This is a genomic window from Aeromonas sp. WP2-W18-CRE-05 (genome assembly GCF_014168615.1).
Lineage (GTDB): Bacteria > Pseudomonadota > Gammaproteobacteria > Enterobacterales > Aeromonadaceae > Aeromonas > Aeromonas caviae.
Genome location: NZ_AP021917.1, coordinates 3,277,768 through 3,299,029, shown reverse-complemented (window position 1 = coordinate 3,299,029; position 21,262 = coordinate 3,277,768). Strand labels below are relative to the sequence as shown.

22 protein-coding genes are annotated in these 21,262 nt (G+C 61.6%); 14 read left to right on the top strand and 8 right to left on the bottom strand.

Annotation, left to right across the window (positions count from 1 at the left end):
- The first annotated feature begins 23 nt into the window (after positions 1-23).
- The 5 genes from yejK to H7R73_RS15270 all read left to right on the top strand — a co-directional run bounded on the left by yejK (position 24) and on the right by H7R73_RS15270 (position 6,489).
- Positions 24-1,073, top strand: a complete 1,050-nt coding sequence (gene yejK, locus H7R73_RS15290; protein WP_039038628.1) for a nucleoid-associated protein YejK — start codon at positions 24-26, stop codon at positions 1,071-1,073.
- Positions 1,074-1,468: 395 nt separating this feature from the next.
- The gene (gene malE / locus H7R73_RS15285) at positions 1,469-2,650 is read left to right on the top strand and encodes a maltose/maltodextrin ABC transporter substrate-binding protein MalE (RefSeq protein WP_010674249.1); all 1,182 of its coding nucleotides are present in this window, start codon (positions 1,469-1,471) and stop codon (positions 2,648-2,650) included.
- A 73-nt stretch (positions 2,651-2,723) separates the two neighbouring features.
- Entirely contained in the window at positions 2,724-4,379 is a 1,656-nt protein-coding gene (malF, locus tag H7R73_RS15280) for a maltose ABC transporter permease MalF (protein ID WP_041215465.1), read from the top strand.
- 12 nt (positions 4,380-4,391) lie between these two features.
- Complete coding sequence (gene malG, locus H7R73_RS15275; protein ID WP_010674251.1) at positions 4,392-5,282, top strand: maltose ABC transporter permease MalG; 891 nt, start codon at positions 4,392-4,394, stop codon at positions 5,280-5,282.
- Positions 5,283-5,352: 70 nt separating this feature from the next.
- Positions 5,353-6,489, top strand: coding sequence for an ABC transporter ATP-binding protein (locus tag H7R73_RS15270; RefSeq protein WP_103259862.1), 1,137 nt, complete (start codon positions 5,353-5,355; stop codon positions 6,487-6,489).
- A 127-nt stretch (positions 6,490-6,616) separates the two neighbouring features.
- On the opposite strand, the gene ppk2 is transcribed toward H7R73_RS15270, so the two are convergent.
- Complete coding sequence (gene ppk2, locus H7R73_RS15265; RefSeq protein ID WP_010674253.1) at positions 6,617-7,447, bottom strand: polyphosphate kinase 2; 831 nt, start codon at positions 7,445-7,447, stop codon at positions 6,617-6,619.
- A 156-nt stretch (positions 7,448-7,603) separates the two neighbouring features.
- Between ppk2 and H7R73_RS15260 the strand changes: the two genes are divergently transcribed.
- On the top strand, positions 7,604-8,410 hold the full coding sequence (locus H7R73_RS15260; protein WP_182951316.1) for an alpha/beta fold hydrolase: 807 nt from the start codon (positions 7,604-7,606) through the stop codon (positions 8,408-8,410).
- A gap of 66 nt (positions 8,411-8,476) precedes the next feature.
- Here H7R73_RS15260 and H7R73_RS15255 read toward each other — a convergent pair whose 3' ends face one another.
- The 3 genes from H7R73_RS15255 to H7R73_RS15245 form a co-directional block, all read right to left on the bottom strand.
- Positions 8,477-9,286: a MipA/OmpV family protein gene (locus H7R73_RS15255; protein WP_232092701.1), complete on the bottom strand. Its 810-nt coding sequence runs from the start codon at positions 9,284-9,286 to the stop codon at positions 8,477-8,479.
- Between the two features lie 173 nt (positions 9,287-9,459).
- Positions 9,460-10,530: an AI-2E family transporter gene (locus tag H7R73_RS15250; RefSeq protein ID WP_029314318.1), complete on the bottom strand. Its 1,071-nt coding sequence runs from the start codon at positions 10,528-10,530 to the stop codon at positions 9,460-9,462.
- A gap of 22 nt (positions 10,531-10,552) precedes the next feature.
- Entirely contained in the window at positions 10,553-10,822 is a 270-nt protein-coding gene (locus H7R73_RS15245; protein ID WP_103259863.1) for a sulfurtransferase TusA family protein, read from the bottom strand.
- A 127-nt stretch (positions 10,823-10,949) separates the two neighbouring features.
- Between H7R73_RS15245 and H7R73_RS15240 the strand changes: the two genes are divergently transcribed.
- Positions 10,950-12,404, top strand: a complete 1,455-nt coding sequence (locus H7R73_RS15240; RefSeq protein WP_223918331.1) for a beta-barrel assembly-enhancing protease — start codon at positions 10,950-10,952, stop codon at positions 12,402-12,404.
- A 133-nt stretch (positions 12,405-12,537) separates the two neighbouring features.
- Here the strand turns inward: H7R73_RS15240 and H7R73_RS15235 are convergent, their stop codons facing one another.
- The gene (locus tag H7R73_RS15235) at positions 12,538-13,017 is read right to left on the bottom strand and encodes a TlpA family protein disulfide reductase (protein WP_103259864.1); all 480 of its coding nucleotides are present in this window, start codon (positions 13,015-13,017) and stop codon (positions 12,538-12,540) included.
- 60 nt (positions 13,018-13,077) lie between these two features.
- Between H7R73_RS15235 and arsC the strand changes: the two genes are divergently transcribed.
- From arsC to H7R73_RS15220, 3 genes are all read left to right on the top strand, one after another.
- The gene (gene arsC / locus H7R73_RS15230) at positions 13,078-13,428 is read left to right on the top strand and encodes an arsenate reductase (glutaredoxin) (protein WP_010674260.1); all 351 of its coding nucleotides are present in this window, start codon (positions 13,078-13,080) and stop codon (positions 13,426-13,428) included.
- Positions 13,425-13,799, top strand: a complete 375-nt coding sequence (locus H7R73_RS15225; protein ID WP_010674261.1) for a DUF2069 domain-containing protein — start codon at positions 13,425-13,427, stop codon at positions 13,797-13,799. Before arsC ends, H7R73_RS15225 begins: the two co-directional genes overlap by 4 nt.
- 248 nt (positions 13,800-14,047) lie before the next feature.
- Positions 14,048-15,118 (top strand): linear amide C-N hydrolase, encoded by a 1,071-nt coding sequence (locus tag H7R73_RS15220; protein WP_103259865.1) that lies wholly within the window; start codon positions 14,048-14,050, stop codon positions 15,116-15,118.
- Between the two features lie 38 nt (positions 15,119-15,156).
- On the opposite strand, the gene H7R73_RS15215 is transcribed toward H7R73_RS15220, so the two are convergent.
- Together H7R73_RS15215 and H7R73_RS15210 are read right to left on the bottom strand one after the other, a co-directional pair.
- Positions 15,157-15,768: an acyl carrier protein phosphodiesterase gene (locus H7R73_RS15215; protein ID WP_103259866.1), complete on the bottom strand. Its 612-nt coding sequence runs from the start codon at positions 15,766-15,768 to the stop codon at positions 15,157-15,159.
- On the bottom strand, positions 15,765-16,088 hold the full coding sequence (locus tag H7R73_RS15210) for a hypothetical protein (protein WP_103259867.1): 324 nt from the start codon (positions 16,086-16,088) through the stop codon (positions 15,765-15,767). The genes H7R73_RS15215 and H7R73_RS15210 overlap by 4 nt, the downstream gene beginning before the upstream one ends.
- Positions 16,089-16,153: 65 nt before the next feature.
- Here H7R73_RS15210 and H7R73_RS15205 point away from each other — a divergent pair, with 65 nt between their 5' ends.
- Both H7R73_RS15205 and iadA read left to right on the top strand, forming a co-directional pair.
- Positions 16,154-16,933 (top strand): ABC transporter substrate-binding protein, encoded by a 780-nt coding sequence (locus H7R73_RS15205; RefSeq protein WP_103259868.1) that lies wholly within the window; start codon positions 16,154-16,156, stop codon positions 16,931-16,933.
- Positions 16,934-16,991: 58 nt separating this feature from the next.
- Complete coding sequence (gene iadA, locus H7R73_RS15200; protein WP_103259869.1) at positions 16,992-18,122, top strand: beta-aspartyl-peptidase; 1,131 nt, start codon at positions 16,992-16,994, stop codon at positions 18,120-18,122.
- An 82-nt stretch (positions 18,123-18,204) separates the two neighbouring features.
- On the opposite strand, the gene H7R73_RS15195 is transcribed toward iadA, so the two are convergent.
- Positions 18,205-19,107 carry a lysine exporter LysO family protein gene (locus H7R73_RS15195; RefSeq protein WP_041215456.1) on the bottom strand — a complete coding sequence of 301 codons (903 nt, stop codon included), beginning with the start codon at positions 19,105-19,107 and terminating at the stop codon, positions 18,205-18,207.
- Between the two features lie 532 nt (positions 19,108-19,639).
- Between H7R73_RS15195 and H7R73_RS15190 the strand changes: the two genes are divergently transcribed.
- Positions 19,640-20,410 carry an ABC transporter ATP-binding protein gene (locus H7R73_RS15190; protein ID WP_182951315.1) on the top strand — a complete coding sequence of 257 codons (771 nt, stop codon included), beginning with the start codon at positions 19,640-19,642 and terminating at the stop codon, positions 20,408-20,410.
- Between the two features lie 65 nt (positions 20,411-20,475).
- Entirely contained in the window at positions 20,476-21,249 is a 774-nt protein-coding gene (locus H7R73_RS15185) for an ABC transporter substrate-binding protein (protein WP_010674268.1), read from the top strand.
- Positions 21,250-21,262 lie beyond the last annotated feature (13 nt).

Sequence of the window (21,262 nt, the reverse complement as noted above, 5' to 3'; positions counted from 1 at the left end):
GGCTAACACTATGGCTTTGTGACATGAGTCTCGATATCGACAAGATCATTCTTCACTCCCTGCGGGCGGGCAACGATGGCCAGCCCCACGCCGATACCCGCAGCCAGACCCTGCCTGCCGACGAGGCGGTACAAGGGCTGATGGCAGAACTGCATCGCATCTACAACGGCAAGGGGGGGAAGGGCTTTGGCTTCTTCGCCGATCCTGAGGCCGCCGTCGCCGAGCTGGCGGAGGGGGAAGACGCCCCCAAGCAGCCTTCCCCCGCCTTTCGCATCGCCCTGGAGCAGCTGCTGGCGGAGCAGACCGAGTTCGTCCCCTTTTCCGTCAACCTGACCCAGATGCTGGTCAAGCAGCTGGTGGAGCATGCCCTGGACGAGCAGGGGGTGTTGCTGATTGCCAAGTACAACTATGTGGGGGTGGATTACCTGATGATCGCCCTGCTGGAAGGCAAGGAGAGCGTCACCGTGAGCGAGGCGCTGGAGCTGCGCCACATCCAGTACCTGGATATCGGCAAACTCAATCTGGTGGCCCGCATCGATCTCACTGAGTGGAAAACCCAGGGGGATTCGCGTCGTTATATCACCTTCAGCAAGGGCCGGGTCGGTCGCAAGCTGGGGGATTTCTTCATGGATCTGCTGGGGGCCCGCGAGGGCATGGATGCCAAGATCCAGAACAAGGGGTTGCTGCAGGCGGTGGACGATTATTGCGACAGCCGCCAGCTCGAACCGGCCGAGCGCAATGACTACAAGAAGCAGGTCTTCAAATATTGCACCGAGCAGGCCAGCGCCGGCGAGGAGATCGAGATCAAGGAGCTGTCGGCGGAATTGCCCGGTGATGGGGACCTCGATTTTTACAGCTTCATCGGTCAGGAGTACGAGCTGGAGGAGCGCTTCCCGGCGGACCGTTCCACCCTGCGGGGCTTGACCAAGTTTGTGGGCTCCGGTGGCGGCCTGACTCTGAGCTTCGAGCAGAAGTTGCTCAACAGCCGGGTCTTTTACGATCCCCAGACCGACACCCTGACCATCAGGGGAGTCCCGCCCAATCTCAAGGATCAATTGCTGCGCCAGTCGTAATGTGATCCAGCCGTCATTTCTTGCAAAAAGGCACCGGAGTCCGCTCCGGTGCCTTTTTATTTAAGGGGGTGATGTAGATGGAAACCACCTCAGTACTTTTGTTAACACATTGAACAAAATATCGGGAATGAAAGGGTTTTCAGTGGGGTGAAATCCCTTTCAATGGCGTAAATTAATTTCCTTTCTGTAATTTAATTTCCATATCTTGGCAAAAATATGGGGATATCCCTTCCTAAGTCGCTGAAATAAGAAAATGTTTTCATAACTTTCTGGAAGAAAATACGTAATTGCATTTCAAAAATGCGAGGCGTGTCATGTGAGGCATTGACTGCTTGGGATAATATTCATCTGCACACAATGCTCTTACAGCGCGGAACTAATACAAGGAAAGGCTCATGAAAAAGAAATTGCTGTCATCCCTGATCGGTCTGGCTACCCTGGGCGTGGCCTGCTCTGCCACTGCTGCCATTGATGAAGGTCAGCTGACCATCTGGATCAACGGTGACAAGGGCTACAACGGCCTGGCCGAAGTCGGCAAGAAGTTTGAAGCCGAAACCGGCATCAAGGTCACCGTCGCCCACCCGGATCAGGTTGAAGTCAAATTCCAGCAAGCCGCCGCCACCGGCAACGGCCCGGACATCTTCTTCTGGGCTCACGACCGTTACGGTGAGTGGGTCAAGTCCGGTCTGCTGGTTCCCGTGACCCCGAATGCCGCCACCAAGGCCAAGTTCGAGCAATTCGCCTGGGATGCCATGACCGTCGATGGCAAGACCTATGGCTACCCGGTCGCGGTAGAAGCCGTCAGCCTGATTTACAACAAGGATCTGTTGCCCAACCCGCCGAAGACCTTCGAAGAGATCGCCAAGATCGACGAAGACCTGAAGAAAAATGGCAAGCGCGCCATCATGTGGGCCTATGACACCCCCTACTTCAGCTACCCCCTGGTAGCTGCCAACGGTGGTTATGCCTTCAAGAAGACCGCCACCGGCTATGACGTCAAAGACACCGGCGTGAACAACGCAGGTGCCAAGGCCGGCGTCGGCTACATCTCCGAGATGATCAAATCCGGTCACCTGGAGAAGGGCATCGACTACGGTGTGATGGACGCCAAGTTCAACAAGGGCGAAGTGGCCATGATGATCAACGGTCCCTGGGCCTGGAGCAACCTGGACAAGAGCGGCATCAAGTATGGCGTAGCCCAGCTGCCGACCCTGAAAGGCAAGCCCGCCAAGGCCTTCGTTGGCGTACTGGGTGCCACCATCAACGCCGCCAGCCCGAACAAGGATCTGGCCATCGAGTTCCTCGAGAACTACCTGCTGACCGATGCCGGTCTGGCGCCGATGAACGCCGACAAGCCGCTGGGTGCCGTGGCCCTGAAGTCCTTCCAGAAGACCCTGGAAGCCGACCCCAACATCAAGGCCACCATGCTGAACGCCCAGAACGGCGAACCGATGCCGTCCGTGCCCGAGATGAGCCGTTTCTGGTCCTCCTTCGAAACCGCCCTCAAGAACGTCACCTCTGGCCGTCAGGGTGTTGACGAAGCCCTGGATACCGCTGCCAAGCGTATCGTCCAGTAAGCATGCACTACCCGGGAGGCCTTCGGGCCTCCCACTCTCTCAATCTCTCTTGGCGCAATAAAGGTTAATTGGCATGGAAGTAGTACCTTCTATCGAATCCTATGCCGGTCCGAAGAAAGACAAGTACGTCTGGCTGAAATGGACCATGGCGGCACTGATCGCAGTGCTTAATGGTTATGCGGCCGTGATGATGTATGCCAGCGGCGAGTGGGTATTTGCCCTGCTCGATCTGGTGGTCGTATCCGTCGGTCTCTATGTCTTCATGAACAAGAAGACCTATGCCCACCGTTATATTTTCCCCGGTGTGGCAGGCATGGTTGTTTTTATCATCTTCCCTCTTGCCTACACGATCGGCATCGCCTTCACCAACTATTCGGGATCCAACTTGCTCTCCCTTGAGCAGGCACGGGATTACCATCTGAAAAAAACCTACAAGGTGACCGGCGGTGAATTCGATTTCACCCTCCTGGGTGGTGAGAACAATCAGTTTCAGCTGTTGCTGAAACAGGACGACCAATCCTTTATCAGTCAACCCCTTACCTTGCTGAACAACAAGGCGCGTACCCTGGCCGTCCGTGAAGGACGGGTCCGTGACGAGCCCCAGGTTGTTCAGTTGCAGCCTCTGGACGGGGCCACGGTCGGCGAGGCGGCACCCATTCGTGCCATCGTTGATCACCGCACCCACCTGAGTGCCCTGGATGTGGTACTGCCCGAAGGCAATATCCATCTGACCCTGAGCAGCCTGCGCAAGTTTGCCGCCCAGAAACAGCTCTATACCCAGCTGGTCGACGGCGCCGTGCTCAAGTCCGGCGTCATGATCAAGGACAGCAACCTGCTGCGTGACAACCAGAGCGGCGAGCTGATGCTGCCCAACGGTGACACCGGCTTCTACCAGTACATCGATGCGGAAGGTCACTTCGTCGGCAAGGGCGTTGCCCCCGGTTTCGTGGTGAGCGTGGGTTGGAAAAACTTCATGCGCATCATGACGGACCCGGGTATCCAGAGTCCCTTCATGCAGATCTTCGTCTGGACCGTGATCTTCTCCGCCTGTTCGGTGGCGTTCACCCTGGCGATCGGCATGGTGCTGGCGTGTCTGGTGCAGTGGGAGCAGCTCAGGGGGCGTGGTTTCTACCGGGTCATGCTGATCCTGCCCTATGCGATACCGGCGTTCATCTCCATCCTGGTGTTCAAAGGCTTGTTCAACCAGAACTTCGGTGAAATCAACCTGTTCCTGGAAGCGGCCTTCGGCATCAAGCCGGACTGGTACACCAATCCCTTCCTGGCCAAGGTGATGATCCTCATCGTCAACACCTGGCTCGGTTACCCCTACATGATGATCCTCTGCATGGGCCTGCTCAAGGCGATTCCGGAAGATCTCTACGAGGCGTCTGCCATGGACGGGGCGGGGCCGGTACAGAACTTCTTCAAGATCACCGTACCGCTCTTGATGAAGCCGCTGACACCGCTGTTGATTGCATCCTTTGCCTTCAACTTCAACAACTTCGTACTTATCCAGTTGTTGACGAACGGGGCGCCGGACATCATCGGGGCCACCACGCCGGCCGGGACCACCGACTTGCTGGTGAGCTACACCTACCGGATCGCGTTCCAGGGCTCGGGTGGTCAGGACTACGGTCTGGCCAGTGCCATCGCCACCGCCATCTTCCTCATCGTGGGTGCGCTGGCCTTGCTCAACCTGAAATTGTCCAAAGCCGACAAGCAACTGTAAGGAGGCTTCAACATGGCAATCGTACAACCCAAATCAGTCAAATACCGGGTGTGGGCAACCCACCTGGTGATGTGGGGCTTCCTGGCACTGATCATCTTCCCGCTGATCATGGTCATCGCCATCTCGTTCCGTAACGGCAACTTCTCGGTGGGGGAGATCATCCCCACCAATCCGACCCTGGATCACTGGAAGCTGGCGCTCGGAATGTCCATCACCAACGCCGATGGCAGCATCACGCCGCCGCCGTTCCCGGTGCTGACCTGGCTGTGGAACTCCATCAAGGTGGCGGGCATCACCGCCCTGATGATAGTGGTGCTCTCCACCACCTGTGCCTACGCCTTCGCCCGTCTGCGGTTCCGTGGCAAGTCCACCATCCTGCAGGGCATGCTGATCTTCCAGATGTTCCCGGCGGTGCTGGCACTGGTGGCCATCTACGCGCTCTTCAACAAGATCGGTGACTACATCCCCTGGCTGGGTCTCAACACCCACGGCGGCCTGATCCTGGCCTACATGGGGGGCATTGCCCTGCACGTCTGGACCATCAAGGGCTACTTCGAGACCATCGACTCTTCCCTGGAGGAGGCGGCGGCCATCGATGGCGCTACTCCGTGGCAGGCGTTCCGCCTGATCCTGCTGCCCCTGTCGGTGCCCATTCTGGCGGTGGTGTTCATCCTAGCCTTCATCGGCTCCATCACCGAGGTGCCCATGGCCTCCATCCTGTTGCAGGATGTGAACAATCTGACCCTGGCGGTCGGGGCCCAGCAGTACCTCTATCCGCAGAACTACCTGTGGGGTGACTTCGCCGCAGCCGCCGTGCTGTCAGGCTTCCCCATCACGGTCGTCTTCCTGCTCGCCCAGCGCTGGCTGGTGGGCGGTCTGACCGCAGGCGGCGTGAAAGGTTAACGGTTCATGGCCGGGGGAGCTGGCTCCCCCCGTCATCACGATTTGCAAAGATTCAAGAGCGGAGCTCGACATGGCTGAAGTAGTACTCAACAACGTTCGCAAAAATTACGACCCGGCTGTCCACAAGGACACCCTGCGCAGCATCAACCTCGACATCAAGGAAGGGGAGTTCATCGTCTTCGTCGGCCCGTCCGGCTGCGGCAAGTCCACCCTGCTTCGGATGATCGCGGGTCTGGAAGACATCACCAGCGGCGAGCTGACCATCGGCGGGCGCTACATGAACGACGTGCCGCCGGTGGAGCGCAACGTGGGCATGGTGTTCCAGTCCTACGCCCTCTACCCGCACATGAACATCTACGAGAACATGGCTTTTGGCCTCAAGCTCAAGAAGATGGACAAGGAGAACATCCACAAGCGGGTGATGCGCGCCGCCGAGACCCTGGGTCTCGAGCCTTTGCTGGACAGAAAGCCCAAGGCCCTTTCTGGCGGTCAGCGTCAGCGGGTGGCCATCGGCCGCTCCATCGTGCAGCAGCCGCAGGTGTTCCTGTTTGACGAACCGCTGTCGAACCTCGACGCCGCCTTGCGGGTCAAGATGCGCATCGAGATCGCCAAGCTGCACAAGGAGCTCAACTCCACCATCATCTACGTGACCCACGACCAGGTGGAGGCCATGACGCTGGCCAACCGCATCGTGGTGCTGAGCCCGCTCAAGGGCGAGGCGGCCACCAACCTGGAGCAGTTCGGCACCCCCCTCGAGCTCTACCACAACCCGGACAACAAGTTCGTGGCGGGCTTCATCGGCTCCCCCAAGATGAACTTCCTGGCGGGCGAGCTGGTGGAGATCGGCGAGCAGGAGTGCGTGGTCAAGCTCACCTCCGGCGATACCGTGCGTGCCCGGGTGGATGCCCGTCGCGGCGCGGTGGGTGACAAGGTGGAGCTGGGCATTCGCCCCGAGCACCTGGTGCCGCTGGGTCATGCCCATGCCGACAGCCGCGTGAGCGGCGTGGTGCAGGTAGCCGAACACCTGGGGGCAGAATCCTTCGTCTACATGGACGTGGATGGTCACGACTTCACCGTCAAGGCGAGCTCCGACATCGACGTGGCCACCGGCCAGGAGTACAGCGTCGGCATCCCGGCCGAAGCCTGCTACCTGTTCGATGCCAAAGAACAGGCGTTCCCGCGCACGGCCAAATATATCCGCGCCTGAGAGGGCGAGAGTGCCAGGTTTTCCTTTCTATACGTTCAATGCCTTTTGCCGGTCGCAAGACCGGCTTTTTATTGCCCGTCATCCGAAGCCCGGGTTCCGGCCAGCGGGTGCGGCTGGCCGGGGCCCGTCACTGCCCGTGCTTGTCTGACTCGAGGGCGGCGGTGACGTCCGGCACGAAGTGCTGGCTGGTGAGCGGCGGGCGCTCATAGCCTTCGGTCTTGATGGGGGGCAGGGTGATGGGCTCGTAGTGGATCGCCTCGTAGGGCACCTTGCCAAGGAGGTGGGAGATGCAGTTGAGGCGGGCGCGGCGTTTGTCGTCGGCGTCCACCACGAACCAGGGGCAATCCTCGGTATCCGTGTAGGTGAACATGTCATCCTTGGCGCGGGAATACTCCACCCAGCGGGAGCGTGACTGCAGATCCATGGGGCTGAACTTCCAGCGTTTGATGGGGGTGTTGATGCGCTCCTTGAAGCGTTTCTCCTGCTCTTCGTCGCTGACCGAGAACCAGTATTTGATGAGGGTGATGCCGGAGCGGATCAACATCCGCTCGAATTCGGGGCAGGCACGCAGGAATTCGCGATACTCGTCGTCGCTGCAAAAGCCCATCACCCGTTCGACCCCGGCCCGGTTGTACCAGGAGCGATCAAACAGCACCATCTCGCCCGCCGAGGGCAGGTGCGCCACGTAGCGCTGGAAGTACCACTGGGTACGCTCCCGATCCGAGGGGGCGGGCAGGGCGGTGACCCGGCAGACCCGGGGGTTGAGGGGTTCGGTGATCGCCTTGATGACGCCCCCCTTGCCCGCGGCGTCGCGCCCCTCGAACAGCACCACCACTTTGAGCCCCTCCTGCTTGACCCACTCCTGCAACTTGACCAGCTCCTCCTGCAGGTGGGCGAGGTGATGTTCGTAGGTCTTCTTGTCCAGACGGGGGCGTTTCTTGCTCTTTTCCTTGGCCATCATCCTCTCCTTGGTGACTCCTCGTTGTGAGTCTCTCCAGCTTGCACCAGGCGGGCACCCCTGCCAAGGGTGGCGTGTTACACTGCCGCCTCATCAGCCGCTGGCAACAGAAAAACAGGAAAGCCAGTTTCATCGCCGCTGGCAACAGGAGAAAACATGAAGCAGTTTATGGAGATAGCGGGCCGCCGCATGGCCTATCTGGACGAGGGGCAGGGTCCGGCACTGCTCTTTGGCCACAGCTACCTGTGGGACAGTGCCATGTGGGCACCGCAAATCGAGGCCCTCAAGGGGCAGTATCGCTGCATCGTGCCCGAGCTTTGGGGTCACGGGGATTCCGATGTGCTGCCCGAGGGGCCCTGCACCCTGGCGACCCTGGCCCAGGATCACCTGGCGCTGCTCGATGCCCTTGGCATCGACGAGTGCGTGCTGGTGGGGCTCTCCATCGGTGGCATGTGGGGCGTGGAGCTGGCGCGCATGGCGCCTGCTCGCCTCAAGGGCCTGGTGCTGATGGACAGCTTCGTCGGCCTTGAACCCCAGATCACCTGCGAGCGCTATCTCGGCATGCTGGCGATGATCGAGCAGGTCGGCGCCGTTCCTGCGCCCATCGCCGATCAGGTGGCGCCGCTCTTCTTCGCCCATCAACCGGACGCGGCCCTGATGGCCGGTTTCAAGGCCCGGCTGGCCCAATGGCCCGCCGACAAGGTGGCGAGCCTGGTGGCGGTGGGGCGCAGCTTCGTGACCCGGGAGGATCGCATCGACTGGCTCGAAGAGATGAGGCTGCCCGCACTGGTGATGACGGGGTGCGAGGACAAGGCTCGCCCTGTGCTGGAGGGGTATCTGATGGCCGAGGTGCTGGGGTGCCCGTTCAGGGAGATCCCGGGGGCTGGTCACATCTCGACCTTGGAGAACCCCGCGTTCATCAACCAGGCGCTCGCCGAATTTCTCGCCGAAGTGGCAGGGTGACGCTGCGCCGGATAGCCGTAAAAAAGGAGCCATGGGCTCCTTTTTTGTTGTCCAGTCCGGATGGGGCTACCAGATGTAGCCCACCCCGAAGCCTGCATAGAGTTCTCCCTGATGCTGGACGATGGGGCTGTCCGCAATGTCGTCGTCGTAGCGCTCGTAGTTGATGCCAAAGCCGCCAATCCAGTTGGCGCTGAAGCGATAGCTGCCGATGAGGGAGACCATGGGGGAGAGGGTGGTGCCCGTGTTCCACGCCGGCCTGTCCGCCCTCGCTTCGTCTTGCGAGACACCGCCGAAGTAGTAGTTGGCGAGGTTGTGGCTGCGCAGCATCACGCCGGCTCCCGGCATCAGCAGCAGGGGGCCGCGGATGATGGGGAAGTTGGCCCACAGCATCAGCTCCTGACCGTTGCTGGTACCGGTCACATCCGTGGTGGCCCGCACGCTCCAGAGGGCGTAGGGAGTGATGAGATCGGCCCCAACACCGGCCTCGAACTGCCCCTTGCGCTTCTCCATGCCATGGAGGAAGGGATCGTCGTCCGGGTCCAGGTTGCCAAAGCGCATCCGGCCGAAGGCATAGGTCGAGAGGTTGCCATCCCGGCTCAGGTAGTAGCGGGCCCGATCCCCCAGATACATCAGGTTGTCACCAAAATAGAGGGCCCCCGGGATGGGCATCAGGGTATCGTCCTGGTGCTGGTAACGGGCCTGACCGCCGATGACGGCCCCGCCCAGCACCAGCCCCTTGGGAATGGGGCTGTCAGGGCTGTCGCTGGAGAAGGCGCTGAGGGCCCCGATATCGAGGTCTGCCCGGACGGGAGAACAGAACAGCAGTGCCAGAAAGGCACCCAGAGAGGCATGGCGCAGGGCAGGGAGTGGGGGCATGACAGATCCTTGTCGGTGGGTGGGCGTGGGAACGAATCAGACCGGCGTAGCAAGTCAAACGGATGTCGGTTTTCAATTAAACCCGACAAGGCAAGCATGAGCCAGCGTCACGGAGGTGCTGCTGGTGGCCGGTATCTGGAAGGGGCGAGACCCGGCCTCGCCCCTTGCCAGGGTCAGGGGGCGGGGCGGGGGAGATCTTCCCGCTTGGGCCAGGCGTTGAGCACCGCTTTGACCAGTGTGGCGAGGGGAATGGCGAAGAAGACGCCCCAAAAGCCCCACAGACCGCCAAACACCAGCACGGCGATGATGATGGCTACCGGGTGCAGGTTGACCGCCTCGGAGAAGAGCAGGGGGACCAGCAGGTTGCCGTCTAGGGCCTGGATCACGAAATAGGCCACCATCAGCCAGGCGAAGTCGGGGGTCAGCCCCCACTGGAACAGGGCCACCATGGCCACCGGCACGGTCACCGCGGCGGCGCCGATATAGGGGATGAGCACGGAGAAGCCCACCGCGACCGCCAGCAGGGCGGAGTAGCGCAATCCCATCAGGGCGAAGGGCACATAGGTGGCGATGCCGACGATGACGATCTCGATCACCTTGCCGCGGATGTAGTTGATGATCTGGTCGTTCATCTCCACCCAGACCCGGTTCACCAGGGTGCGGTTGCGGGGCAGGAAGCGGCGCAGGCCTCCCATCAGCACCTGTTTGTCCTTGAGCATGAAGAAGACCATCAGGGGCACCAGGATGGCGTAGATGAGGATGGCCACCACGTTGATGAGGGAGCTCAAAGAGGCACTCACCAGTTGTTCACCGCCGGTCAGGATGCGCTGGCGAATGTTGTCGATGATGGTCTCCACCAGGCTGACGTCGATGATCTCGGGGTATTTTTCCGGCAGGGTGCGGACATAGTCCTGGGCATGGGCCAGCATGGCGGGCGCCTCCTTGGCCAGGTTGACCCCCTGGCTCACCAGCGTCGGGATGAGGCCCAGCAGCATCAGGGTCGTCACCGTGATGAACAGCAGCAGGACCAGGCTGGTGGCGACGGTGCGAGAAAGACCGCCCCGTTGCAGGCGACTCACCGGCCACTCCAGCAGATAGGCCATCACCAGGGCCACCAGCAGCGGTGCCAGCAGATCCCCAAACAGCCAGAGCACGGCAAAGCAGAAGACCAGCAGCAGGAAGAGGGTGACGGCATCGGGGTCGGAAAAACGGGTCTGATACCAGCGCTTCAATACATCTAACATCGAGGCTTCCTTGAATGGCGGCTCACGGGGTGGGTGGCATGGGCTCGGGGGTGAGCAGGGCGTCCCGGGGGGGACGGGCAACGACGAGCAGCAGGGAGAGGCGGGCAGCTGACTCTTCCCGGGTCTGGACATGGTGACCCTGACGGCGCAGATAGGCGGGAATGTCCTGCCGGGAGCCTGCATCCCCGAGCTGGATGCACACGGATTGACCGGGCCGGGCCTGGCGCAACCAGAGCTTGAGCCGGATGAGGGGCTCGGGACAACGCCAGGGGGTCAGGTCGAGCTGTTCCATGAGAACTCCATCGCGTGCGTGGCGGTCATTATGGCCGTGATGAGAGGATGAAACAACGCTTGTGGGCCTTGAATGGCAAGGGTATTCTGCCGATGCCCGCTGGGGTCTGATTGGAGATAGAGATAACGTGGCACGTTTTTCCCCCCTGATAGCATCGCTTCCCCTGTTGGTCACCCTGATGGGGGCGACCTTCCACGCCCAGGGGAGCAACCAGTTGCCCGACATCGGTACCGCCGGGGTCGCCGCACTGCCCATCGAGCAGGAGGTGCGCTACGGCAACGCCTTCATGCGTTTTGCCCGGGCGGGCCTGCCCATCATCGATGACCCCGTGCTCAACGAATACATCGACGATCTGGGCCAGCGGCTGCTGACCAATGCCGACGGGGTGCGCTTCCCGTTCACCTTCTTCCTCATCAACGATCCCAGCATCAACGCGGCGGCCTTCCTCGGTGGCCGGGTCAAGGTGCACACCGGCCTCTTCCTCTACGCCGAGAGCGAGAGCGAGCTGGCCTCGGTACTGGCCCACGAAATCACCCACGTGACCCAGCGTCACATCGCCCGTTACATGGAGGCACAGGCGAGCAGCTCCGCCATGACCCTGGCCGGCCTGGTGGGCTCCATTGCACTCGCGGTGATCAACCCCACCGCCGGCATCGCGGCCTTGCAGACCACGCTTGGCTTGTCGATGCAGTCGGCCATCAACTACACCCGGGACAACGAATACGAGGCGGATCGCATCGGCATGAAGACGCTGTATGACGCCGGGTTCGATCCCATGGGCATGGCCAACTTCTTCCAGAAGCTGGCGGCGGAGTACCGCTATGCCAGCAAGCCGCCGGAGATGCTGCTGACTCACCCCCTGCCGGAGACCCGGATCAGCGAAGCCCGTGCCCGGGCCGGGAGCTATGGTGCGCGCGCCCTGCCGCCGAGCCTGGACTTCTGGCTGGCCAAGGTGCGCATCCAGGTGCGCTATGGCACCGAGACGCCCCAGGCGCTGCTCACCTACTTCGACAGCCGCCTGCAGAAGGGGGATTACCCCCTCAAGGATGCCGCCATCTATGGCAAGGCGCTGGCCCTGTTGCAGCTCAAGCGCACCGACGAGGCCGACACCCTGATGCAGGAGCTGGCGACCCGTCACCCGGAGGATCTCTTCGTGGTGGATGCCCTGACCGACATCGATCTCGCCAAGGGGCGCAGCGCCCAGGCCATCGCCAGACTGGAGCGTTTCCGCACCCGGATGCCGGACAACGAGGTGGTGGTGGTGAACCTCGGCAACGCCTATCTGGAGGGGGGCAACTACAAGAAATCCATCGCCATCCTGGACCCTTATGCCCGGGAGCACGACGAGAACAGCCTGGCCTGGAGCCTGCTGTCGGACGCCTACCGCAAGGCGGGCAGGATGACGGACCTGCACATGGCACGGGCGGAGACCCTTTCCCTGCGCGGGGACTACCAGGCGGCCATCGACGAACTGATCGTGGCCCGGGGCACCACCAGCGACAAGCTGACCCTGGCCCGCATCGAGGCGCGCATCACCCAGCTGGAGCGGGCCAAGAAGGATCTGGACAGCCTCAAGGGCTGAGTCCGGAGCGGGTTGATGGCAGGCGGGGTGCTCCTTTGGGGGCACCCCGCCTTGTTTTGCAGGCTAAAATCGGGCCTTTCATCGGTTTCAACGCCTCTTGATGATGAAGAAATGAGAGTGATGGATAGCTCTGCTATGGGGCGTTCACCAGGCGGCGTTTTATCTCGCCTATCTTCTGCTCGTCCAGCTCCCCCACCAGGGTCTCCAGCAGCGTGCCCCTGGCATCGAGCAGATAGCTGGTGGGCAGCGCCCCGGGCCTTGGGAACGGGAGGCGGGCGTCGTCATCCGGGATCATCAGGGGAACCCTGATGGCGTGGCGCTGTGCCAGCTCGGTCAGTTCGGCGGGGGAGGCGGGGTCATAGTTGATGGCGATCACCCGGATCCGCCCTTCCTGGTGCAATGTTGCCAGCAGGGGCATCTCCCGCAGGCAGGGGGCGCACCAGGGGGCGAAGTAGTTGACCAGCAGCGGCTTGCCACCGAGATCCGCGAGGCTGACCTTCTTTCCCGCGCCGTCGGTGAAGTCGGGTGCCGGGCTGCAGGCCCCCAGCAGGGTTGCCACAATCAGCCAACAGATCCGTTTCATTTCCATAGCCTTCCCGCTTACCCTGACCATCCGTTTCCCCTACAATAGCGCCATTTCTTGTCCCATCTTGCGATTAATCAGGGAGTTATCATGAGCGAGACCCAAATCTACCACAATCCGCGCTGCTCCAAGAGCCGTGAAACCCTGGCCTTGCTGGAACAGCACGGGGTCGCCCCCGAGGTGGTGCTCTATCTGGAGCAGGCCCCGAGCGAGGCACAGATCCGCACCCTCCTGAGTCAGCTTGGCTTCACGGATCCCCGACAGCTGATGCGCACCAAGGAAGATCTCTACAAGGAGCTGGGGCTCGGCGAGGTGAGCGGCGATGACCTCATTCGTGCCATGCACCAGCACCCCAAGCTCATCGAGCGCCCCATCGTCATCAAGAACGGGCAGGCCCGCATCGGCCGTCCGCCCGAGCAGGTGCTGGAGATCCTCAAGTGAGCACCCGCTTCGCCCGTCTGCTGACCCTGGCCGGTTTTTTCGGCCTGCTGGCCTGGGTGCTGCTCTGGCACCTCTGGCTCTCGCCCCACCCCGACCTCAATCCCTGGCTGTTGCCGGTGATCTGGACGGTGCCGCTGCTCTTCCCCCTCAAGGGCATAGTGCAGGGCAATCCCTACACCCACGCCTGGGGCAATTTCGTGCTGATGCCCTACTTCCTGCACGCCCTGACCCTGATCACCACGGATGAGGGGGAGCGGTGGCTGGCGGTGGTGGAGCTGGTGCTCACCACCCTGGCGTTTGTGGGCACCATCTATTATGCCCGCCTGCGCGGCCGCGAGCTGGGGCTGAGTATCCGCAAGAAGGAAGGCTGAGCCCCTCCCTGTCCGCCTGCTGGCGGGCAGGGAATGTGTCTGAAATTGACGCAAGCCAGCGAATGGCATCTGGCGGTATCGCCCCGAAGTGGCTTGCTTATCTCTTTGATTAATTTATGGATATTGATCGCTGATTGGCAGGGAAGTGCCTCTGTTGGCAGATCTGTCACCTGGCTTGCCAGTCTCAGTCAGCCCCTGTTATGCAAAAAGGGGTATGCTTGTGTTTTCACCAGACTCGAGTGATCCACATGACAATCCTGCGTTCCCCCCTGTTGCACAAGACCCTGCTGGCCCTGACCGTCTCCCTCTCCGTCAGCTCCCTCGCCGATGCCTGTACCCGCGCCGTCTATCAGGGGGAGGGGGCGCTGGTGGTGACCGGTCGTACCATGGACTGGCGCAGCGCCATGCCGACCAATCTCTGGGCGCTGCCCCGTGGCATCGCGCGGGAAGGGGAGGCTGGTGCGCACTCCATGACGTGGACGTCGCGCTACGGCTCCGTGGTGGCGGCAGGCTTCGATGCAGGCACTGCCGACGGCATGAACGAGAAGGGGCTGGTGGCCAACCTCCTCTATCTGACCGAGTCCGAGTATGTGACCCCGAGCGACAAGGATCCGCGCAAGACTCTCTCCATCTCGCTCTGGGCCCAGTACGCGCTGGACAACTTCGCCACCGTGGCCGAGGCGGTCGAGGCCCTGTCGAAGGACGAGTTCTATGTGGTGACCACCCTGACCCCGGATGGCAAGCCGGGCCAGCTGCACCTCTCCCTCTCCGATGCGAGCGGCGATTCCGCTATCTTCCAGTACGTGGGGGGCAAGCTGCAGATCTACCACGACCGCAGCTATCAGGTGATGACCAACTCGCCGACCTTTGACAAGCAACTGGCCCTCAACGACTACTGGGAGGAGATTGGCGGTCTCACCATGCTGCCCGGCACCAACCGCTCGGCGGACCGTTTTGCCCGCGCCTCCTTCTACATCAAGACCCTGCCAAAGACCGACCAGGCCAACGAGGCGGTGGCCGGGGTGATGAGCGTGATGCGCAACGTCTCGGTACCCATGGGGATCAGCACCCCGGATCAGCCCAACATCTCCACCACCCTGTGGCGCAGCGTGGCGGATCAGCAGCATCGCCGCTATTTCTTCGAGCTGACCCATCTGCCCAACACCTTCTGGGTGAGCATGGACAAGCTGGATCTCGCCGCGGGGGCCCCGGTGCGCAAGTTGCCCCTGACCGAGCAGCAGCTCTATGCGGGGGAGACGGCGGAGAAATTCGTCCCGGCCATGGCGTTTCGCTTCCTGCCGGCCAGCCCCAAGGCCTGAGCGTTCCCCCGATGACAACGCCCCGCTCGGGGCGTTTTTTATGGCGGGGATGAGGTGGCAGTGCGGTGGGCGGCGATCTGCGCCTCGCAAAAGCGCATCAGCTCCGGGTAGAAGTGCAGGAAGGCGTGCTCGGCCTCGGTCCAGCGAGCCTGATCCAGGGTGTGGAGCGCCTCCCCGAGCGGCACGGGGCGGCGCAGCCGACGACCGATGCCGTTGAGGGCCGCCCCCACCCCTTCCCGGTACTGGTAGGAGGCCAGCCAGTCCTGCTCGGCCATGCGCCGCAGGGCCATCGGCAGGCCCTGTGGCAGGCTGTGATGATCCAGGAGAAGCTGACCATAGCTCTGCGCCAGAAAGCGGGGCAGGGGGGCTGCGCTGAACCTCTGCCAGTGCTGGCTGAGCCAGTGATCGTAGAGCATATCCACCACAATGCCGCCGAAGCGGCGCCAGGGGGGGGCGAAGCTCGCCACGGCGGCCCGATGGGCCGGGTGGGCATCGGTGAAGGCGTCTATCTTGCGGTGCAGCCAGATCCCCTCGTCGAAGTGGTCAGCCAGACCCGTCGGTAGCGGACCCTTGATGAAGTCCCCCAGCAGGTTGCCGGTGAGGGAGCTGCCGGTATGGGCCGCCAGATGGAGGTGGGCGAGAAAATTCATGGGATGGGGCTCGCGTGCCTGGGCGTGAACGGGTGATCCGAGCCTAACGAATCGTGGCCGGATTGACCATGGGCAGGATGTTTCATCCCCAAGTCCCCTTGCCGGGCAAATTTGAGGCGTGGTAAGGTGCTTGCCATCTTTGTCACAGGACGCGACAAATCACCATGATGCGCAAAGCCAGAGGTTTTTTTCTGGCCTTCTACTTCAAGCCTTTCTATCTCTCCGAGTGGTTCGACGAATAGGTCGAGGCCCCGGAGCAGTTCATTGACGCCCATGGCGGCGTAATCCCGCTCATCTGCAATTTGCCGTTTGTTGGCCATCGCTTGCCTCTGCCTGCGATGCCTTGACCGCGCCTGTGCGCTTTTTATGTAATGGAGTACTCACGATGAAGACCACACTGACCCTGTCAGCCCTTGTTGCTGCCTGTCTGCTCGCCACCCCCGTCACCGCCAAGGAGTGGAAGACGGTACGCTTTGGCGTGGAGGGGGCCTATCCACCCTTCTCATGGACCGATGCGTCCGGAGAGATCAAGGGATTTGACATCGATCTTGCCAACGCCCTGTGCCAGCAGATGGCCGTCAGGTGCGAACTGGTGGCCCAGGATTGGGACGGCATGATCCCGGCCCTGCTGTCGCGCAAGTACGACGCCATCATCGCCGCCATGTCGATCACCGACGAGCGGCGCAAGAAGGTCGACTTCACCGAGAAATATGCCCACATTCCCAACCGCTTCGTGGCGGCCAGGGGCACCGAACTGACGCTGACGCCGGAAGGGATGGCGGGCAAGCGCATCGGCGTGCAGCGGGCCACCACCCACGACAAGTACCTGACCGACAACTTCGGCTCCAGCGTCACCATAGTGCGTTACGGCAGTGCCGATGAAGCCTACCTCGACCTGAAGGCGGGACGGGTGCTGGCCCTGCTGGCAGACGCCTCGGCCATCGAACAAGGGTTGCTTGGCAAGGAAGGGGGCGACAAGTTCGACTATGTGGGGCCGGCCCTGACCGACCGTCAATGGTTTGGCGACGGCATGGGGATCGCGGTGCGCAAGGGGGATCAGGATCTCAGGGCCAGGCTGAACGACGCCATCAAGGCCCTGCGCGCCAACGGCAAGTATCAGGAGATCAACCGGAAGTACTTCAAGTACGATATCTATGGCGGTTGATGGGTAACAGTCGGAGGGAGCCTGCTCCCTCCTTTTTCATGCAGCAAGGAGAGATCCCATGTTGACCCTGATCGAGGGTGCGCAGATCCATAGTCCGGCCCCGCTTGGCCAGCAGGATCTGCTGGTGGCGGATGGTCGCATCGCCTGGATGGGCAAGGGACTGACGGTTCCGGCCGACTGGCCACTGACGCGGGTGGACGCTGGCGGCCGCTATCTGGTGCCCGGACTGGTTGACCCGCTCGCCCATATCACGGGAGGCGGCGGCGAGGGAGGCTTCGGCTTTCGCACGCCGGAGCTCTCGGCAAGGGAGGCCCTTGCGGCGGGGGTCACCACGCTCGTGGCGGCGCTCGGCACCGACAGCCTGACCCGCAGCCCGGCCCAGGTGCTGGGGAAGGTGCGCGAGTTTCGAGAAGCCGGGGTGAGCGCCTTCATGTACACCGGCTCCTACCACCTGCCGGTCAAGACCCTCACCGGCACGGTGGAGTCGGACATCATGCTGATCCCCGAGGTGCTGGGGGTGGGGGAGGTGGCCATCAGCGATCACAGATCCAGCGCCCCCACCCACGACGAGCTGGCGCGGCTGGCGAGCGAGGCGCGGGTGGCCGGGCTGTTGTCGGGCAAAAGTGGCGTCAGCTTCTTTCACCTGGGGGATGGCCGCGGGGCGCTGGCGCCCCTGCGGGCGTTGCGGGATGACACCGACATACCGCTTCGCCAGCTCTACCCCACCCACTGCAACCGCAATACCTGGCTCTTTGCCGAGGCCATCGAGTGGGGTCGGGCAGGCGGCTGGGTCGACCTCACCACGTCGAGCTTCCCGGACTTGCTGGACGACGGGGAGCGGCTCGCGGCCGACGCCCTGGTGGCGTTGCTGGCGGCCGGCGTGCCCGTGGATCGCATCAGCTTCAGTTCGGACGCCAACGCCAGTCTGCCGCGCTTTGACGGCGAGGGGCGACTCATCGAGCTGCGCTGCGGCCAGATAGGGAGCCTGTGGCAGGAGGTGGTGGCGGCCTGCGGCAAGGGGGTGGCGCTGGAGACGGCACTGGCGGTAGTGACGGCCAATCCGGCCAGGGCGCTGGGGCTTGCGAGCAAGGGTACTCTGGGGGTAGGGCAGGATGCGGATCTGCTGCTGATCGATCCTGATACGTTCGCCATCGAGCGGGTGATGAGTGGGGGTCGGTGGCGCACCTGAATACCGGCGCCTGTCATCCAGCCCGCTCAGTTCATCAACAAAAAGCCCGGCAGCAGTGCCGGGCTTTGTCGTGCCATGGGGCTCAGATAGCCAGGAACCCCAGGATCAGAATGGGGCCGAGCAGACTCAGGATAAAGCCGGAGACGATGGCCACCGGCACCACCTGGATGCCGCCGGATTTCTGGATGACAGGCAGGGTGAAGTCCAGCGCCGTCGCGCCGCCGTAGCCGATGGCGGCGCTGGGGTGGCGGCGCATCAGCACCGGGATGATGAGGATGGCGATAAGCTCGCGCCCCAGATCATTGATGAAGGCGGCGGAGCCCAGCACCGGGCCCAGCTTGTCCGCTACCAGAATGCCGGAGAGCGAATACCAGCCAAAACTGGAGCTCATCGCGAGGCCATGGGCAAAGGGCATGCCGAGCAGCTGGGCGGCCAGCAGGCTGCCGAGCCAGCTGCTGAGGATGACGGTGAGCGCGATCTTCATGCCCCAGGGATTGAGCAGGATCTGGCGCAGGCGCATGCCGGAGTTGCGCATCTGGATGCCGATGAGCAAGAGCAGCAGCATCAGGGCCCACTCGCTCAACTTGTCGATGGGCAGGGCGCGCAGGTCCACCACCAGCCCCAGCAAGACGCCCCCCAGCACCACGAAACAGAGCTGGAGGGATTCCCACAACAGGTGCAGCTTGCTCGGCATCTTGCCGTCACTGGCCTCGTGGGTGGGGGGGCTGCGCTTGTCCAGCCACCACAGGGCCAGCAGGTTGCAGAGGGTAATGGCTGCGAGCATCACCCCTGCCACCTTGAAGATCACTGCCAGGTTGCTGCCCAGGTTCTCCACATAGGCCAGCCCCAGACCCATCAGGAACAGGATGAGGTAGACCATCTTGCCCAGGGACTGGTTGACCAGCTTGATCAGACGGGCGGAAGAGAGGGGAACCAGATAGCCGATCACGAGCGGCAGCAGGATCAGCAACACATTGAGCAACATCGGGGCCTCGATCACAAAACGTGGAAAAACGGCACCTTATCACGACTTGTTGCACCTGTGTCACGGATCTGTGCATCAGCATGGCCCATACGGGACTTTTTTATCATATTGTTGTGTTTTTTGATGACAGTCGGCTCTGTACGCAAACGGGGAAAGAGGGCCACATCACCTGAGAAATCAATTTCATCCCCATGAAATGACGAGAGAAGGGGAATCTGCCCGGGTGAATAAAGTCCTTTTGGATGACATCTGGCGGATATGGTGAAATATGCTTGCTACCAGTGCGCTGCGGGTATAAAAGAGCGGTAGGTAAGGTGCGACAAAAAATGGATTTTATGCAGACAAAGTGCTGAAAAATACTCAATAGGCCAATAAAAATACAGATAAAACACCAAATACCTCGGTTCTGTATTGTTTTTTCACTACCTCAATGATATTTTCGCTGAAGGTTGCCATCGGTTAACGTTTTGTTAAATGGACGATGGTGGAGTCACGCCGAAGCGGCGTCTAGGGACAGACAAGGTTGTAATGGATGAGCGACGTTGCCGCACTGGAAGTTCGTGATCTGCACAAGTATTTTGGCACCCACGAAGTGCTCAAGGGCATCGATATGACGGCCCACAAGGGGGATGTGATCTCCCTCATCGGCTCCTCGGGTTCGGGGAAGTCGACCTTTCTACGCTGTATCAATCTGCTTGAAACCCCCTCATCGGGCAGCGTCTCCCTCCATGGGGAGCTGATCCGGATGAAAACCAGCCGTTCCGGCGAGCGCCTGCCGGAAGACATGCGCCAGGTGGAGCGTATCCGCAGCCGGTTGGCCATGGTGTTTCAAAGCTTCAATCTCTGGTCCCACATGACCATCATGCAGAACATCATCGAAGTGCCCATCCAGGTGCTCAAGGTGCCCCGTGCCGAGGCCATCGCCAAGGTGGAGCATCTGCTCAACCGGGTGGGGCTGTGGGAGCGTCGCGACTATTATCCCGGTCACCTCTCCGGCGGTCAGCAGCAGCGGGCCGCCATCGCCCGGGCGCTGGCGGTGGAGCCCGAGGTGATGCTGTTTGACGAGCCTACCTCGGCCCTCGACCCTGAACTGGTGGGGGAGGTCCTTGGCCTGATGCGCGAGCTGGCGGAAGAGGGGCGTACCATGATGGTGGTGACCCACGAGATGTCCTTTGCCCGCGACGTGTCGAACAAGGTGATGTTCCTGCACCAGGGGCGCGTGGAGGAGGAGGGCAATCCCAAGGAGATCTTCGCCCATCCCAAGTCGGAGCGATTCAAGCAATTCATCTCGTCCATCTATTGATGGACGGGATTCAATTTCAACCATCCGTACTTTCAACGATCGACGTGTTTATCAAGGAGAGATACATGAACAAGCTGATGCTGGCGACTGCCGTGATGACGGCCCTGTGTTCCGGTAGCCTGATGGCCAAGGAGTGGAAAGAGGTGCGGATCGGGGTGGAAGGGGCCTATCCCCCCTTCTCTTGGACCGAGCCGAGCGGCGAGGTGAAAGGCTTCGACATCGACATCGCCAACGCCCTGTGCGAAGAGATGAAGGTGAAGTGCACCCTGATCAAGCAGGACTGGGACGGCATCATTCCGGCGCTGCTGTCGCGCAAGTATGACGCCATCATCGCCACCATGGACATCACCGAAGAGCGCAAGAAGAAGGTGGACTTCACCCAGAAGTACCAGCACATCCCGGCGCGCTTCGCCGCCAAGAAAGGGACCGAGATCCAGCTCGACAAGGCCTTCATGGACGGCAAGACCATCGCCGTGCAGCGTGCCACCTCCATGGATACCTACATCACCGACAACTTCCCCAATGCCACCATCAAGCGCTACGGCACTGCGGATGAAGCCTACCTCGATCTGAAATCCGGCCGTGTCGACTACGTGATGGCCGACTCCGCCGCCATCAGCGACGGCCTGCTGAAGAAGGAAGGGGGCGATGCCTTCGAGTTCATCGGCCCGAAACTGACCGATCCCAAGTGGTTTGGCGAGGGTGCCGGCATCGCGGTGCGCAAGGCTGACAAGGATCTGAAAGAGAAATTCAATGCCGCCATCCTGGCCCTGCGTGCCAATGGCAAGTACAAGGAAATCAACGACAAGTACTTCGACTTCGACGTGTACGGCGAGTAAGCCGACGTCAGGC

Bases quoted from the DNA above. Each gene is read 5' to 3' on its own strand.
- yejK (WP_039038628.1), top strand. From the start codon at position 24: ATGAGTCTCGATATCGACAAGATCATTCTTCACTCCCTGCGGGCGGGC.
- malE (WP_010674249.1), top strand. From the start codon at position 1,469: ATGAAAAAGAAATTGCTGTCATCCCTGATCGGTCTGGCTACCCTGGGC.
- malF (WP_041215465.1), top strand. From the start codon at position 2,724: ATGGAAGTAGTACCTTCTATCGAATCCTATGCCGGTCCGAAGAAAGAC.
- malG (WP_010674251.1), top strand. From the start codon at position 4,392: ATGGCAATCGTACAACCCAAATCAGTCAAATACCGGGTGTGGGCAACC.
- H7R73_RS15270 (WP_103259862.1), top strand. From the start codon at position 5,353: ATGGCTGAAGTAGTACTCAACAACGTTCGCAAAAATTACGACCCGGCT.
- ppk2 (WP_010674253.1), bottom strand. From the start codon at position 7,447: ATGGCCAAGGAAAAGAGCAAGAAACGCCCCCGTCTGGACAAGAAGACC.
- H7R73_RS15260 (WP_182951316.1), top strand. From the start codon at position 7,604: ATGAAGCAGTTTATGGAGATAGCGGGCCGCCGCATGGCCTATCTGGAC.
- H7R73_RS15255 (WP_232092701.1), bottom strand. From the start codon at position 9,286: ATGCCCCCACTCCCTGCCCTGCGCCATGCCTCTCTGGGTGCCTTTCTG.
- H7R73_RS15250 (WP_029314318.1), bottom strand. From the start codon at position 10,530: ATGTTAGATGTATTGAAGCGCTGGTATCAGACCCGTTTTTCCGACCCC.
- H7R73_RS15245 (WP_103259863.1), bottom strand. From the start codon at position 10,822: ATGGAACAGCTCGACCTGACCCCCTGGCGTTGTCCCGAGCCCCTCATC.
- H7R73_RS15235 (WP_103259864.1), bottom strand. From the start codon at position 13,017: ATGGTCAGGGTAAGCGGGAAGGCTATGGAAATGAAACGGATCTGTTGG.
- arsC (WP_010674260.1), top strand. From the start codon at position 13,078: ATGAGCGAGACCCAAATCTACCACAATCCGCGCTGCTCCAAGAGCCGT.
- H7R73_RS15220 (WP_103259865.1), top strand. From the start codon at position 14,048: ATGACAATCCTGCGTTCCCCCCTGTTGCACAAGACCCTGCTGGCCCTG.
- H7R73_RS15215 (WP_103259866.1), bottom strand. From the start codon at position 15,768: ATGAATTTTCTCGCCCACCTCCATCTGGCGGCCCATACCGGCAGCTCC.
- H7R73_RS15210 (WP_103259867.1), bottom strand. From the start codon at position 16,088: ATGGCCAACAAACGGCAAATTGCAGATGAGCGGGATTACGCCGCCATG.
- H7R73_RS15205 (WP_103259868.1), top strand. From the start codon at position 16,154: ATGAAGACCACACTGACCCTGTCAGCCCTTGTTGCTGCCTGTCTGCTC.
- iadA (WP_103259869.1), top strand. From the start codon at position 16,992: ATGTTGACCCTGATCGAGGGTGCGCAGATCCATAGTCCGGCCCCGCTT.
- H7R73_RS15195 (WP_041215456.1), bottom strand. From the start codon at position 19,107: ATGTTGCTCAATGTGTTGCTGATCCTGCTGCCGCTCGTGATCGGCTAT.
- H7R73_RS15190 (WP_182951315.1), top strand. From the start codon at position 19,640: ATGAGCGACGTTGCCGCACTGGAAGTTCGTGATCTGCACAAGTATTTT.
- H7R73_RS15185 (WP_010674268.1), top strand. From the start codon at position 20,476: ATGAACAAGCTGATGCTGGCGACTGCCGTGATGACGGCCCTGTGTTCC.